14 protein-coding genes and 1 tRNA gene are annotated in these 14,929 nt (G+C 66.5%); 7 read left to right on the forward strand and 8 right to left on the reverse strand.

Features of this window, described 5'->3' with window-relative positions; genetic code table 11:
- Nucleotides 1-147: 147 nt before the first annotated feature.
- The 5 genes from OG921_RS05690 to OG921_RS05710 all read left to right on the forward strand — a co-directional run bounded on the left by OG921_RS05690 (nucleotide 148) and on the right by OG921_RS05710 (nucleotide 5,719).
- On the forward strand, nucleotides 148-1,362 hold the full coding sequence (locus OG921_RS05690) for a CdaR family transcriptional regulator (protein ID WP_266111633.1): 1,215 nt from the start codon (nucleotides 148-150) through the stop codon (nucleotides 1,360-1,362).
- A 153-nt stretch (nucleotides 1,363-1,515) separates the two neighbouring features.
- Nucleotides 1,516-2,433, forward strand: a complete 918-nt coding sequence (locus tag OG921_RS05695) for an ACP S-malonyltransferase (RefSeq protein WP_266111385.1) — start codon at nucleotides 1,516-1,518, stop codon at nucleotides 2,431-2,433.
- 138 nt (nucleotides 2,434-2,571) lie between these two features.
- Complete coding sequence (acpM, locus tag OG921_RS05700) at nucleotides 2,572-2,874, forward strand: meromycolate extension acyl carrier protein AcpM (RefSeq protein ID WP_266111634.1); 303 nt, start codon at nucleotides 2,572-2,574, stop codon at nucleotides 2,872-2,874.
- Between the two features lie 7 nt (nucleotides 2,875-2,881).
- Entirely contained in the window at nucleotides 2,882-4,132 is a 1,251-nt protein-coding gene (locus OG921_RS05705; RefSeq protein WP_266111386.1) for a KasA/KasB family beta-ketoacyl-ACP synthase, read from the forward strand.
- Between the two features lie 153 nt (nucleotides 4,133-4,285).
- Complete coding sequence (locus tag OG921_RS05710) at nucleotides 4,286-5,719, forward strand: acyl-CoA carboxylase subunit beta (protein WP_266111387.1); 1,434 nt, start codon at nucleotides 4,286-4,288, stop codon at nucleotides 5,717-5,719.
- 36 nt (nucleotides 5,720-5,755) lie between these two features.
- Here the strand turns inward: OG921_RS05710 and OG921_RS05715 are convergent, their stop codons facing one another.
- From OG921_RS05715 to OG921_RS05735, 5 genes are all read right to left on the reverse strand, one after another.
- The gene (locus OG921_RS05715; protein WP_266111388.1) at nucleotides 5,756-6,058 is read right to left on the reverse strand and encodes a hypothetical protein; all 303 of its coding nucleotides are present in this window, start codon (nucleotides 6,056-6,058) and stop codon (nucleotides 5,756-5,758) included.
- Nucleotides 6,059-6,111: 53 nt separating this feature from the next.
- Nucleotides 6,112-6,624, reverse strand: coding sequence for a DUF3145 domain-containing protein (locus tag OG921_RS05720; RefSeq protein WP_266111389.1), 513 nt, complete (start codon nucleotides 6,622-6,624; stop codon nucleotides 6,112-6,114).
- A 131-nt stretch (nucleotides 6,625-6,755) separates the two neighbouring features.
- Entirely contained in the window at nucleotides 6,756-7,568 is an 813-nt protein-coding gene (locus tag OG921_RS05725) for a serine hydrolase (protein WP_266111390.1), read from the reverse strand.
- A gap of 45 nt (nucleotides 7,569-7,613) precedes the next feature.
- Nucleotides 7,614-8,741, reverse strand: coding sequence for an NDMA-dependent alcohol dehydrogenase (locus tag OG921_RS05730; RefSeq protein WP_266111391.1), 1,128 nt, complete (start codon nucleotides 8,739-8,741; stop codon nucleotides 7,614-7,616).
- A 111-nt stretch (nucleotides 8,742-8,852) separates the two neighbouring features.
- Nucleotides 8,853-9,914 (reverse strand): phosphotransferase family protein, encoded by a 1,062-nt coding sequence (locus OG921_RS05735; protein ID WP_266111392.1) that lies wholly within the window; start codon nucleotides 9,912-9,914, stop codon nucleotides 8,853-8,855.
- A 98-nt stretch (nucleotides 9,915-10,012) separates the two neighbouring features.
- On the opposite strand from OG921_RS05735, the gene pabB reads away from it, so the two are divergent.
- Nucleotides 10,013-12,094 carry an aminodeoxychorismate synthase component I gene (pabB, locus tag OG921_RS05740; RefSeq protein ID WP_266111393.1) on the forward strand — a complete coding sequence of 694 codons (2,082 nt, stop codon included), beginning with the start codon at nucleotides 10,013-10,015 and terminating at the stop codon, nucleotides 12,092-12,094.
- On the opposite strand, the gene OG921_RS05745 is transcribed toward pabB, so the two are convergent.
- Nucleotides 12,091-12,558, reverse strand: a complete 468-nt coding sequence (locus OG921_RS05745; RefSeq protein ID WP_266111394.1) for a hypothetical protein — start codon at nucleotides 12,556-12,558, stop codon at nucleotides 12,091-12,093. The genes pabB and OG921_RS05745 overlap by 4 nt on opposite strands.
- A gap of 75 nt (nucleotides 12,559-12,633) precedes the next feature.
- On the opposite strand from OG921_RS05745, the gene OG921_RS05750 reads away from it, so the two are divergent.
- The gene (locus tag OG921_RS05750; RefSeq protein WP_266111395.1) at nucleotides 12,634-13,128 is read left to right on the forward strand and encodes a polyketide cyclase; all 495 of its coding nucleotides are present in this window, start codon (nucleotides 12,634-12,636) and stop codon (nucleotides 13,126-13,128) included.
- A 15-nt stretch (nucleotides 13,129-13,143) separates the two neighbouring features.
- Here OG921_RS05750 and OG921_RS05755 read toward each other — a convergent pair whose 3' ends face one another.
- Nucleotides 13,144-14,049, reverse strand: coding sequence for an alpha/beta fold hydrolase (locus OG921_RS05755; protein WP_266111396.1), 906 nt, complete (start codon nucleotides 14,047-14,049; stop codon nucleotides 13,144-13,146).
- 699 nt (nucleotides 14,050-14,748) lie between these two features.
- Nucleotides 14,749-14,822 (reverse strand) — tRNA-Ile (locus OG921_RS05760).
- Nucleotides 14,823-14,929: the final 107 nt, after the last annotated feature.

Raw genomic sequence — 14,929 nt, forward strand, 5'->3', positions numbered from 1 at the left:
CAGGGACGCTGGACGCAACGGTTCGCGGTCGGCGTATGACGGGAGACTGTAGGAGTGATACCCGAGAGCAAACCGCGCCCGCCGCGTCCGGTCACCCCCACCACCACGGAGCGAGAGGTCTATCTCCCGACAGGTGCGCTCGCCGCGGTGAAGCAGGTGCGCGACCCGCTCCCGGACACGCTGCTCCGACGGGTCAAGCAGTTCTCTGGGCGACTGTCGACCGAGGCGGTCGCGTCCATGCAGGACCGGCTCGACTTCTTCTCCGGGCTCGACGCGGATCAGCGCGCGAGTGTCCACATGATCGTGCAGACCGCGGTCGTCAACTTCCTGGAGTGGTTGCAGAACCCGGCTAGCGATATCCGGTTCAGCCTCGATGCCTTCCAGCTCGTGCCGCAGGATCTGGCGCGCCGGCTGACGTTGAGCCAGACCGTCGATATGGTCCGGGTCGCGATGGAGTTCTTCGAGCAGTGGCTGCCCGCGCTGGCCCGCAACGAGCGTCAACTGGTAGCCCTGACCGAAGCCGTGCTGCGGTACGGCAGGGAACTCGGCTTCGCCGCTGCGTCGGTCTATGCGGCGGCCGCCGAATCGCGGGGCGCCTGGGACACCAGGCTCGAGGCCCTCGTGGTCGATGCGGTGGTGCGGGGCGATACCGGTTCGGACATGCTTTCCCGCGCCGCGACACTCAATTGGGACGCCACGGCACCCGCTACTGTTCTGGTCGGCACGCCGCCCGCCGACGAGGGCGTGTCGGTGATGGGGGCGGTGCACACCATCGCCCAACGGCACGGGCGGGCAGCACTTGCCGTGGTCCAGGGTTCGCGGCTGGTGACGGTGATCAGTGGCAGCATCTCGGGAGATCCCGCAAGCACCGCGTTCATGGCGGAACTGATCGAAGCGTTCTCCGATGGGCCGGTCGTAATCGGCCCGACCATGCCGGTCCTCGGCGCCGCGCATGCGAGCGCCGTCGAGGCCCTCGCGGGCATGGAGGCGGTGGTCGGCTGGCGCGGGGCACCGCGGCCGGTACATGCGATCGAACTGCTTCCCGAGCGGGCACTGCTCGGCGATACGGCCGCATTGGCGGCACTCAACGAGCTGCTCGTGCAACCGCTGGCCGCGGCGGGACCGGCACTGACCGACACCCTCGACGCCTATCTGGACTCTGGTGGCGCGGTCGAAACTTGCGCGCGACAGCTGTTTGTCCATCCAAATACGGTTCGATACCGACTCAAACGAATCACGGAAGTGACCGGCCGCGATCCGACGAAACCTCGGGACGCGTACGTGCTCCGAATTGCTGCCACACTTGGTCGACTGACACAAAAGGGTAACGAATCACTCACCAATGCAACATCAGCCACATAGGAACCAGATACACCCAACAGCGGTAACAATGAGTGCCACTCGCCCGATTGCGGGCAGATTCCTGCAGGTTTGTGGGAACCTCACAAATCTGCCCGGAAAGCTTCATCCCCAACGACACGTCCATAGAACGCCGCCAACGTGTTCCCTGGAGTTGTGATTGCGCTGCTTGCGCCCGGCCAGGGTGCCCAGACGTCCGGGATGCTGATTCCTTGGTTGGAGCTCGCGGGCGCGCGAGACCGAGTGAATCTGTGGTCCAAGGCGTCCGGACTCGATCTGGAACGACTCGGCACCACCGCCTCCGATGAGGAGATCACCGACACTGCCGTCACGCAGCCGCTCGTCGTCGCGGCCGCTCTCCTCGCCTGGGTGGAACTGGAGCAGTCCGGGGTTGCGCCTGCGGACGCGGTCGTGGCCGGGCACTCGGTCGGTGAACTCGCGGCCGCTGCCGTGGCCGGGGTTATCTCCGCCGACGACGCCGTCAACCTCGCCGCCATCCGCGGTGCCGAGATGGCCAGGGCGTGCGCACTGGAGCCGACCGGAATGTCTGCATTGCTCGGCGGCGACGAGGAGGCGGTGCTCGCACGTCTCGACGAGTTGGGCCTGGTGCCGGCGAATCGCAACGCCGCCGGTCAGATCGTCGCGGCCGGTCGGCTCGATGCGCTCGCCGAGCTGGCCGCCAATCCGCCCGAGAAGGCGCGGGTCCGGGCACTTCCGGTCGCCGGCGCGTTCCACACCGCGTTCATGGCACCGGCCCAGGATGCAGTCACCGCCGCGGTCGCCGAGATCACCCCATCGGAGCCCACGCGTACGCTGCTGTCCAACTACGACGGTCAGCCGGTCACCTCCGGCGCCGACGCCATCGAGAAGATGGCTGCACAGGTGACGCGCCCGGTGCGCTGGGACCTGTGCACCGCATCGATGCGGTCCGCGCAAGTTTCGGCGATCGTCGAGCTTCCGCCCGCAGGCACGCTCGTCGGTATTGCGAAGCGCGAGCTTCGCGGCACACCGACCGTTGCACTCAAGACCCCCGGGGACATCCCGGCAATCGGCGAGCACGGAGGACTCGGATAGGTTCGCCTCCCGTGGCCGAACGTCGCACCGTGTTCACCGGGCCATGAACCCGACACGATGTGTCAGCTCGAAACGACACGACGTGTCACCGCTGAAAAGCTCGAAGTTTTCACCCACAAGAAGAAGGGAGCCACCACAGTGGCCGCCACCCAGGAAGAAATCATTGCCGGTCTCGCGGAGATCATCGAGGAGGTCACCGGCATTGAGCCGTCCGAGGTGACCATCGAGAAGTCCTTCGTGGACGACCTCGATATCGATTCGCTGTCCATGGTCGAGATCGCCGTGCAGACCGAGGACAAGTACGGCGTGAAGATCCCGGACGAGGATCTTGCCGGACTGCGCACCGTCGGCGACGCCGTCGGTTACATCCAGAAGCTCGAGGCGGAGAACGCCGACGCCGCCGACGCCATCCGCGCGAAGTTCGACGCAAAGGACGAGTGAGGCCGTCGTGACGGGACCTTCCACCAAGAATGGGAATTTTCCCAATGTCGTGGTGACGGCACTTGCTGCGACCACGTCGCTCGCGGGTGACGCCGAGACGACCTGGAAGAACCTGCTCAACGGTGAGAGCGGCATCGATGTTCTCGATGAGCCGTTCGTCGACGAGTACGACCTTCCGGTGCGGATCGGCGGTCAGCTGAAGGTCAAACCGGATACCCTCCTCAGCCGCGTGGAACTGCGCCGGCTCGCCTATGTCGAACAGCTGTCGACGATCCTCGGACGCGAAGTCTGGAAGAACGCCGGTAGTCCCGATGTCGACAAGGACCGTCTCGCGGTCGCGATCGGCACCGGGCTCGGCGGCGGCGACGCGCTGATCGATTCCGTCGACAAGCTCAAGAACGGCGGTTACCGCAAGGTGTCGCCGCTCGCGGTCCAGATGATTATGCCGAATGGACCGTCGGCTGTCGTCGGGCTCGAACTGCAGGCGCGGGCCGGTGTCATCACCCCGGTTTCTGCATGTTCGTCCGGTTCGGAGGCACTCGCCCACGCCTGGCGAATGATCGTGATGGGCGATGCGGACATGGTCGTCACCGGCGGTGTCGAGGGACATATCGATGCGGTGCCCATCGCGGCGTTCGCAATGATGCGTGCGATGAGCACCCGCAACGACGACCCGAGGGGTGCCTCGCGGCCCTTCGATAGGGATCGCGACGGATTCGTCTTCGGTGAGGCGGGCGCGCTCGTGGTCATCGAGACCGAAGAGCACGCCAAGGCTCGTGGTGCGCAGCCCATTGCACGCCTGCTCGGGGCCGGCATCACTTCCGACGGTTTCCACCTCGTCGCGCCCGATCCGGAAGGAACGGGAGCGGCGCGTGCAATGGCACGGGCGATGCAGACAGCTGGTCTGACCAAGGCAGACATCACCCATGTCAACGCGCACGCCACGGCAACCCCGATCGGGGACACCGCGGAGGCGAAGGCGATCACCAAGGCCGTCGGGAACCATCCGTCGGTCTACGCACCGAAGTCGGCACTCGGTCACTCGATCGGCGCCGTGGGTGCACTGGAGTCGGTGCTCACGGTGTTGAGCATCCGCGACGGCGTCGTTCCTCCGACGCTGAATCTCGAGAACCTGGATCCCGAAATCGACCTCGACGTGGTGCACGGCGAACCCCGCCGCGGCGAGATCGAGTACGCGATCAATAACTCGTTCGGCTTCGGCGGACACAATGTTGCTCTCGCTTTTGGTCGGGTCTGACCCGGCGCCAGAACGGTCGAGTGGGCCGCAGGCAACTGCGGCCCACTCACCCCACCCGTTCCGGGGGTTGGGCACCCAACCGGACGGCCACCGCACCAGCCCGCGACGGGCATTCACTTCAGGCCCGTGCAGCCTGGCCGGCGAGGAGACACCATGACGATCTTGGCCCCAACTCACAAGAGCGAAACAGCCGTCGATCCGCGGGATCCCCACGACCGGCTCGAGCGGTTCTTCGACGCCGGGACGGCCAAGCTACTGCACCCCCGGGATAAGTCCGGCGTACTCGCTGCGGTCGGTGAGGTCGACGGCTGCCGCACGGTCGCGTTCTGCTCCGATGCGACGGTCATGGGCGGCGCGATGGGCGTCGATGGCTGCAAGCGCATCGTGGACGCCATCGACACGGCCATAGACCACCGGATCCCCGTCGTCGGCCTCTGGCACTCCGGCGGTGCTCGGCTCGCCGAGGGCGTCGAGGCGCTGCACGCCGTTGGACTGGTGTTCGAGGCGATGGTCCGCGCGTCGGGCCTCGTTCCGCAGATCTCCGTAGTGCTCGGCTTCGCGGCCGGCGGCGCAGCATACGGTCCCGCACTCACCGACATCGTGATCATGGCCCCCGAGGGCCGCGTGTTCGTCACCGGACCGGACGTCGTCCGAAGTGTGACGGGCGAGCAGGTGGACATGGAGTCCCTCGGCGGACCCGCCACCCACACCAAGAAGTCCGGCGTCGCGCATATCGCCGCCAACGACGAGGCCGACGCCATGCACCGCGCGCGGCGACTGGTGTCGATGCTGTCCGATCAGGGCAGCTTCGATCAGGTCGCAGCCGAGCACGGTGACACCGACCTGCGGGCGATGATGCCCGAGTCGGCCAAGCGCGCCTACGACGTGAAGCCGATCGTGCACGAACTACTCGACAACGTCGACGGCGAATCCAGCTTCGAGGAGCTGCAGGCAAACTGGGCTCGCAGCATCGTCGTCGGAATCGGCCGGATGGGCGGCCGCACCGTCGGCGTTATCGCGAACAACCCGCTCCGGCTCGGCGGCTGCCTCAACTCCGAGAGCGCCGAGAAGGCCGCCCGCTTCGTCCGGATGTGCGACGCGTTCGGTGTGCCGCTCGTCGTCGTGGTCGACGTGCCCGGTTACCTGCCCGGTGTCAGCCAGGAATGGGACGGCGTGGTCCGCCGCGGCGCGAAGCTGCTGCACGCGTTTGCCGAGGCGACGGTCCCCCGCGTCACGCTGGTCACCCGCAAGATCTATGGCGGCGCCTACATTGCGATGAATGCGCGCGCCTTGGGCGCGACGGCCGTCTATGCCTGGCCGGAGGCCGAGGTCGCCGTGATGGGCGCTCGCGCCGCCGTGGGCATCCTGCACAAGCGCGCCCTCGCCGCCGCCCCGGACGAGGAGCGCGAGGCCCTGCACGACCGTCTGGCGGCCGAGCACGAGGCAATCGCGGGCGGAGTCGGGCGTGCGATGTCGATCGGCGTGGTGGACGACATCATCGACCCGAAGCGCACCCGGAGCACGATCACGGCAGCATTGGCGGCCGCACCGCAGCGCCGGGGGCAACACAAGAACATTCCGCTGTAGCCGGCGGAACTTCCTACGCGAAGGCCGGGGGCTCGGTTACGAGTCTCGGGCTTTGCTCTGCTCGGCTTCGTCGGCGGTGTCCTGACGGCCGTCGCCCGTCTTCGCGCCGGTGCTGTGTCCTGCGCCGACGAAGTCGTCCTCGGATTCATCGACGAGGTCCGCGAACGCGGTACCGGTCACCGTTCCGTTGGTGCCCGGCACGATCGTGGTGTGCCGTTTGCCAGGGTCGTAGCGCTCGTCGATCTCGGCCATCTTCTTCTTGGCGTCTTCGACGTCTTGGTCCGACGGCTCGGACGGTTGCTTCTCTGCGTCGGCTTGGTCTGCTGTGTTGTCACTCACACCCCGGCGAGTGCCCCCCGGCGACCGAACTCAAACGAGCCGGAACGTAACAGTCACCCCACGTTGCGGCGCAACCAGGTGACTTCGGCACCTTCGCCGCCACTGCGGAACGGTTCGAGCGCCTCGTCCCAGGCCGTGCCGAGCGCGGTGTCCAATTCGACCGCGAGCCGCTCGCCGCCGCCCTCGAGCATCGCGCGCAGCCGCATCTCCCCCACCACGACGTCACCGTTCGCACTGGTCGATCCGCGCCACAGGCCGAGACCGGGAACGAAGCTGAAGCGCTCGCCGTCCACGCCCTCGCTCGGATCCTCGGTGACCTCGAAACGCAACATCGTCCAGGACCGCAGGACGTTGGCCAGACGCGCGGCCGTACCGACCGGGCCGACCCACTCGGTAGTGGCACGAAGTAACCCATCGGATGCCGGCTGACTCGTCCACCTGAGGTTGGCCGGTGACTCGAGCGTCGAGGCGAGTGCCCACTCCACGTGTGGGCATAGCGCAGCCGGAGAGGAGTGGATGTACACCACTCCAGTCGTCGCATCGGCGAACTGATTCAATGCGCGCACCTACAACACCTCCGGTCGACAAGGGACGTCTTCCCCAACGGCCTGCGTCGGACCAGGTGATAGGTGCTACTGATAACCAGTGTGCCCCGTGTTACCCCTGTTGCGCCACCCCAGCGGAGAAATCGGGAATGTCAGTCGCCGATTTCGTCGACCACCCGGTCGGAGAGCTCGGGCCACAGCGGTTTCGCCCAGTCCCCGAATGCCCGGTCGGTGAGCACGACGCAAGCGCCGGCCAACGTCGCGTCGACCCAGAGGAAGGTCCCGGCCTGACCGAAATGCCCGTAGGTCTTCGGCGAATTGTGGCTGCCGGTCCAGTGCGGCGATTTGCCGTCGCGCAACTCGAAGCCGAGACCCCAGTCGTTGGGGCGCTGCGATCCATAGCCGGGCAGCACCCCGGGCAGTCCGGGAAACTGCACGGTGGTCGCGTCGGCGAGCGTTTGGGGGTCGAGCAGCGTCGGGGTGAGCAGTTCGGCCGCGAACCGCGCGAGGTCGGCCACACTGGATTCGGCACCGTGCCCGGCGCTGCCGGTCAGCGCGGAACTGGTCATGTCCAGCGGCTCGAAAACCGCTTCGCGCAGATAGTCGGGAAACGCGATCCCGCTCTCTTCGCCGATCAGCTCGGCGAGCATCTCGAACCCGGCACTCGAATAGATGCGTCGGGTGCCGGGCCCGGCAAGCACCCGCCGCTCGTCGAAGGCGAGCCCGGAAGTGTGTGCGAGCAGGTGCCGCACCGTCGAACCGTCCGGCCCTGCCGGCTGGTCGAGGTCGATTGCACCTTCCTCAACGGCAATCAGCGCGCCGTAGGCGACGAGCAGCTTGGTTACCGACGCCAGCGCAAACACGCGTTCCGTGTCCCCGACGCTGCCGTGGCGCCCGTCCGGAGTCACCACCGCCGCGGCAACGTTGTCCACCGGCCACGTCCGCACCAGCTCGAGGCTCTCCACCCGCGCCAAGTTACCGCCTCCCCATCGAATCAGGAGCGCGGTGGGCTACCGATCCGCGTCGGAGTACTTGATGATGCCGCGGATGTTGCGGCCCTCGAGCATGTCCTTGTAGCCCTGGTTGACCTCTTCGAGCGAGTAGCTCCGGGTGACCATGTCATCGAGGTTGAGCTGACCCGACTTGTACAGCTCGAGCAGGAACGGGATGTCCTGACGCGCGTTACCGCCACCGAAGATGCAGCCCTTGACGGTCTTCTGCAACATCGAGAGCAGGAAGCAGTTCATCTTCACGTCGAAGTCGAGCATGTGACCCATGGCCGTGACAACGACGGTGCCGCCCTTGCCGGTGAGCGTGAGCGCCTCTTCGACGTACTCACCCTTCATCTCGCCGACGGTGATGATGGTCTTGTCGGCCATCCGGCCCTCGGTGAGCTCGAACATGCCGCCCATGGCTTCCTGAGCGGAGGCGTAGGTGTGCGTCGCACCAAACTTGATGGCCTGCTCGCGCTTGAACTCCACCGGATCGATGGCGATCACGCGGCGCGCGCCGGAGACGACCGCGCCCTGCAGCGCGCTCATGCCGACACCACCGACACCCATGATCGCGACGGTGTCGCCGGCCTTGACGTCGGCGACATGCGTCGACGATCCGAATCCGGTCGGCACACCGCAGCCGACGAGCGCAGCGACCTCGAACGGGATGCTCTTGTCAATCTTCACGACCGAGCTCTGGTGCACCGTCATGTACGGCGAGAAGGTGCCGAGGAGGCACATCGGGATGACGTTCTCACCCTTGGACTGGATCCGGAAGGTGCCGTCGCTGATGGCTTGGCCGGAGAGCAGCCCGGCGCCCAGATCGCACAGCGCCATGTTGCCCGAGACGCAGGCCGGACAGCGGCCACACGACGGCACGAAGGACAGCACGACATGGTCGCCGACCTCGAGATCGTGGACCTCGGGACCAACCTTGGTGATGACGCCGGCGCCCTCGTGACCGCCGATCACCGGGTAGGACGGCATCGGGGTAGCACCCGTGACGATGTGGTGGTCCGAGTGGCACATCCCGGCCACCTCGAGCTGGATCTGGACTTCACCGGCAACGGGATCGCCGATCTCGATGTCCTCGATCTTCCAGTCCTCACCGACACCCCAGAGAATGGCGCCCTTGGTCTTCATCTCGTTCTCGCCTTCCGTCGTACCGCTTGTGATTGAACACACTACGACAGAACTGAAACACGTTCTAGTACCACCCGGTAGCTAGGCGAGGCGGGAGTACGTTTTACCTGCTCAGGCGATCAATCCGCGGGCACGCTCGAACAACAGCAGGGTCAGCTCGTGCAGCCGATCGCCCACCTCTTTCGGCGCCTTGCCGGCGAACGCACGCGCATGGGTGCCCTCCAGGACGATGCCCAACTTGAAGCACGCCAGCACCACGTACCAATCGATGGCGCTCAGATCACGGTCCGAGTGGGCGGCGTAGTGCGCGATGAGCTCCTCCGCTGTCGCAAGGCCACCATGTGCGGCATAGGCGCCGGCGAGTCCGTCGAGGGCTGTGCCATTGGGCCACGTCGCGAGCAACCAACCGAGATCGAGCAGAGGGTCGCCGATCGTCGACATTTCCCAGTCGACGTAGGCGGCGAGCTCCGGGCCGTCGTAGCGGTACATCGTGTTCGACATGTGGCAGTCCCCGTGCATGATGCCCGGACGCCAATCCGCCGGCCGGTTGCGCTCCAGCCAGTCGGTGAGCGCATCGATTCCCGGGATATCGGGGCCCGGGTATCCCTCGTTGCGCGTGTAGGTCTCCAGCTCGCCGAGCCACCGCGACACCTGCCGATCGAGAAAGCTCTCCGGCTTGTTGCCGTAGTCGCCGAGGCCGACCGCCTCGTAGTCGACCGATCCGAGATCGGCGAGCGCCTTGGCCGCCGACAGTCCCATCCGGTACCGAATACTCGCGTCACCGGTGTGCAGCTCCGGCAACTCGACCCCCGGATTGAAGCCGTCGATCGGCCGCATCAGGTAGAAGACCGCTCCGCCGAGCACCGCTTCGTCGGGGCAGGCCGCAACCAGTTCGGGGGTCGGCACGTTCGTGTCCGCCAGCGCGGCGAGCAGACGCGCCTCCCGACGCAGCACCTCATTGCTCTTCGGACGCTGGTGGCGCGGCGGTCGCCGCAACACGAACTCTTCGCCACCGCGGGAGAACCGCATCAGCACGTTCTGCGTACCGCCACCGATCGGCGCCACGTTCTCGATCCGGCCTCCGGGCAGGCCTTGCCGATCCATCCATTCGGCGACAACCGCGAAATCGACGAGTTCCCGATCGACACCGTCGGGCTGCTGCTGCGTTGACATGGCGCGATTGTGCCGCACACGCGTGAGCGCCCTCACCGCAACGCCCCATCCCCGCGGTTGGCGCAGGTGAGGCGCCCGAAGCGTAATCTTTCTCGACGATGCGGACCCTGCTGATCGACAACTACGACTCGTTCACCTACAACCTGTTTCAGCTGATCAGCGTGGTGAACGGAGTCGAGCCCGTCGTGCTGCGCAACGACGAGGAGTCGGCCTGCGCCGGGCTCGATTTCGACTCGTTCGACAACGTGGTGATCGCTCCGGGTCCCGGCCGCCCCGACCGCCGCCGCGACTTCGGGATCTCGGCACGTGTCGTGCGGGAGACCCGCGTCCCGCTGCTCGGAATCTGTCTCGGCCATCAGGGCGTGGTGCTCGATGCCGGCGGTGAGATTGGACCCGCCCCGACCCCGCGGCACGGATTCCTGGACAGCGTGCGCCATGACGAGGAAGGCCTTTTCGACGGTGTGCCACAGGATTTCACGGTGGTGCGTTACCACTCGCTGTGTGCGATCGAGCCACTGCCCGCCGATCTGGCCGTGACTGCACGCACGCCCGACGGCGTGGTGATGGCGGTGCGGCACCGGCACCGGCCGCAATGGGGGTTGCAGTTCCATCCCGAGTCGGTCGCTGCGGAATACGGCGCGACGCTGCTCCGCAACTTCGCGAAATTCACTGCCGCACAGCATCGGCCGATCACGCCTCGACCGTCCACGCGCGCGACGGCAGCACCCACCCGCGCCGCAACGGGCACAACGACCTACCGCGCCCGGACGCTGCGTATCGACCGCGCCGTGGATACCGAGGCGACCTTCGACCGACTCTATGCACAGTCGCGCACCGCGTTCTGGCTCGACAGCGAACATGTCGAGCCGGGCCTGGATCGCTTCTCCTTCCTCGGCGACGCGTCCGGTCCGCTCGCCGAGGTCATCGGCTACGACGTCACCACCGGAACCGTTCGGGTGCACCGCGGCGCCGACGTCACCGACGTCCCGTCGCCAATCTTCGACTACCTCTCCGGTCAGCTGTCCCGACGCAGCATCGATTGCGCACCAATGCCGTTCGACTTCACCGGCGGCTACGTCGGCTATTTCGGCTATGAGACGAAAGCCGACTGCGGCTCCCCCAACACGTTCCGCTCCGATTTCCCCGACGCCCGCCTGATCTTCACCGACCGTTTCATCGCCGTCGATCACGTTGCCAACGCGACGTATCTGATCGCCCTCGATGACGCCGACAGCACGGGCTCGGCACAGGAGTGGATCGAAAAAACCTGTGTCGTCCTCGAATCGGTGCCCGACTGGTCGAACCCGGCGCAGCTCTTCGTCTCCTCCGACACTGCCGCCGTCGAGTCGATGCTGCGTCGTGGGCACGATCGCTACCTCGCCGACATCGCCGACTGCGATCGCGCGCTGCGGGCCGGCGAATCGTACGAGATCTGCCTGACCGACAGCGTCCAAGTCGACGCCACCGAAGCAGGTATCGACTTCTATCGCACGCTGCGACGGTGCAATCCGGCACCGTATGCCGCCTACCTCAGGTTCGACGATGTCGAGGTGGCCTGCTCCTCTCCGGAGCGGTTCCTGAAGCTCGATCGCTGCGGCGTGGTGGAGAGCAAACCGATCAAAGGCACCGCACCGCGCGGCGCCACCCCGGCCGAGGACGACCAACTCCGACGTGCGCTGGCCGCCGACCCCAAGACGCGGGCCGAGAACCTGATGATCGTCGACCTGCTGCGCAACGACCTCGGCCGTGTGTGCGAGGTCGGCACCGTGCACGTGCCCGAGCTGATGGTCACCGAAACCTATGCGACGCTGCACCAACTCGTGTCCACCATCCGCGGCACCCTACGACCGGGACTGGACGCGATCGACTGTCTGCGGGCCTGCTTCCCCGGTGGGTCGATGACCGGCGCACCCAAGCTGCGCACGATGGAGATCATCGACACGCTGGAAACCCAAGCGCGCGGCGTGTATTCGGGCACGATCGGGTTTCTCGGACTGAATCGAACGGCGGACCTCAACATCGTCATCCGCACCGCGGTTCTCGCGAATGGGCGCTGGCATATCGGCGCGGGCGGCGCGATCGTGCTCGATTCCGTCGCCGAGGACGAGTATCGGGAAATGGTGCTCAAGGCCGCCGCAGCCGCCAGGGCATGCTCGCCGGGCCCGTTCACAACCGCCTAGCGCCGGTCCCGACCGGGCGTCGGCGGCTGCTGCTTGCGTGCCTTCGTTCGGCCGCGCGCCCGTTCGTCGGCTTTCTCCTTCTCCTTGTCCACCGAGACGCCGGTGACCTTCCCGAGCGTGCCCATGCCGGGCAGCCGCCCCAACCTGGCGAAAACATTGTCGCCGACCGACACCAGCGCTTCGAGCTGCGGGATGAGCCGGTCGAGCGCCCCGAACATCGGGTCCATCAGCACCATCATGCGTTCCCACCGGTCGATGGCGTCGTTGAGACGTTCCAGCGTGCTCGCCAGGTTGTCCACGAGATCGGGCAATTCGGCCGCGAGTCGGGCGGATGCCGGTGGCAGGCGCACCGCCGAGTCGAATGCCGATCCCGCCGCTGCCTGCGCGGCCTCGGCGGCGGCTTGCGCTGCGGCCTGTGCTGCGGCGAGGATCTCGGCCGGGTTGGGCAGCTTGGGATTCGTCATACTTCCAACTCTGCCGTACCGACAGGCAACGAACCGGGATTACGCTAATCCCGTGCAGCAGCACGGGAAATCGCCGTGATCGGCGACCGGTGGGGCGTGACGGACGCCGAAACGAGCCGGCCGTACCCGTGCGACGAGTTCGTGCCGAAGCCCGTGATGCAGGCGTGGCGCGCAGTCACCGTCCACACCACGCCCGATCGGGTGTGGCCGTGGATCGTGCAACTGCGGCTCGCGCCGTACTCCTACGACTGGATCGACAACCTCGGCCGGCGGTCACCACACGAGTTGCACCGGCTGCCGGATCCGGTGCCGGGTGATCCGTTCACGGCAACAGGCGGTCGACCGCAGGGCCGTGTCCTCTCGGTGGTGCCCGGGGGGCACCTGACCGCGACGATCATGGGGGCAGTCCTGTCCTACGTTCTCGTTCCGGACGGCAACGGTTCGACCCGGCTCGTACTCAAAGTCGCACAACCGAGTTGGCGCTTGCTCGGACCGTTCTTGTGTCTCGGCGATCTGGTCATGGCCAGGCGCCAGTTGTCGAACCTCAAACGGCTCGCCGAGAGCATCTGAGCCCCGCGCACCGGTTCAGCGTGCGGCGGTGATCGGCGAGGAGTGTTCCCAGTCGGCGAGAATCGCCCGCAGCGCGGCGATCAGCGGGATCGGCTGATCGAGCATCGGGTGATGGCCCGCCAGGGGCAGTTCGAATACCGGCGCGCGCCGACCGAGCCACTCGTACATCTGGTCGCCGACGGAGGGTGTCACCAGGCCGAACTGGGACCGGATCAGCGCCACCCGGGCATTGACCCGTTTGAGCATCTCCGGCCGCGGCATGTTCCGGGCGAACATCTGCGGGTCGAACTTCCAACTCCACCCGCCGGGAACCTCGCGCAACGACGTCTCGGCGATATGTGACAGCACATACGGCAGATTGTTCTCCTGCTTGGGCACCGGCCGGAACCGTGCGATCGCATCGCCACGGTCCGGATAGACCTTCAGCGGTCCGAAGGCTCGACTGTCGATTGCGGCCTGTTCCTCGGGGCTGAACTCGCGGATCGGAGAATCGAGCACCACGACGCCGCCGACGAGATCGGGATGGTTGATGGTGCAGTTGAGCGCCACCCAGCCGCCCATGCTGTGTCCGACCAGGATCGGGTTCGGCGGCACACCGGCAGCCGCGCACACCGCCGCGACCTCCTCCGACCAGTCGTCGAGGGAGTAGATGGACCGTCGGTCACTGTCGCCGTGCCCGGACATGTCCAGGGCGAACACCTGACGGTCGTCGCCGAGCAGTGGTGCGACGTGGTCCCACCAATGGGAATTCGCGCTTCCGCCGTGGACGAGCAACACGGCAGACTCGGCGTCGGCAGGCCCCCAGCACCGCACCGCGATCCTCGTTTCGCCGACGTTCACAGCGGCATCCTCTGCCGGCGTTGCGATGGCGTCGAGGAACCAGCGCGGGGCGTCGTGGCTGGGATCGGTGTCAGAGTGCATACCTAGCAGCAAACTCCACCGCATCCGATTGCGACAAGTCGATCGAGCGCTCGGCGATGGCCTTGGCGCGAGGAGAGCGACGCGGCCGTCGGGCGGCGGGGCTCGCACCCGCGACCAATGGATTTCCGAACGCGGTTCCCGTTCGATTCGAACGAGACCCATTCAGCAATGGGCGACAACGGAATACGCCGGGTATTGTCCGTCCGTGATGCCGAGGAATCCCAACGATTCCTACTCATTTTGCGATGGTTGGCCGATGGATGCCGACCCAGTCGGGACGTACTCGGCCAAGGAAGCTTCGCAGCGGCATCCGCGCGCGCCGGTTTCCCGGGCACCGAGTATCCAAATCATGTAACGGCCTGCTCTCCTGCCCAGAGGCAGGCCGTCCGAACCCGGACGGAGAGAACCTTGAAGGTCAAGAAGTTCGCATTTGGCATAGACCTCGGAGACGGCACTGGCAGTGCCTTGGTTTTGCAACCCCGCTTTTTGGGATTCCTGACTCCCGCCGGCCCCCTGGGGTTCGGTTCGTACAAATCCCAGTCGGATCAGGACCAGCTGCCACTGCGGCCCGTTCCCTCTCCGGGGGCGGGCCGTTCTCGTGGAGTCAGCGGCCCTGATCGATGACGAGGGATCTTCTCGACCGGACAGTCGGCACAGCCGATGGATCGTAGCTGCGGACAGCGGTCGAAAACTCTGCCGTGGGGCGGGCGGGGCTCGAACCCGCGACCAATGGATTATGAGTCCACGGCTCTAACCGACTGAGCTACCGCCCCATGCCCGGCGAGCGCGCGCCGAGCGTGCCGAATGCTACCCGGTGGGTCTCGAGCCGGACCAGCCCGACAGCCATCGACCCCGACATCCGTAGGCTCGGTGCCGGACG

It is taken from the genome of Aldersonia sp. NBC_00410 (assembly GCF_026342035.1).
In the GTDB taxonomy this organism is placed as follows: Bacteria; Actinomycetota; Actinomycetes; order Mycobacteriales; family Mycobacteriaceae; genus Aldersonia.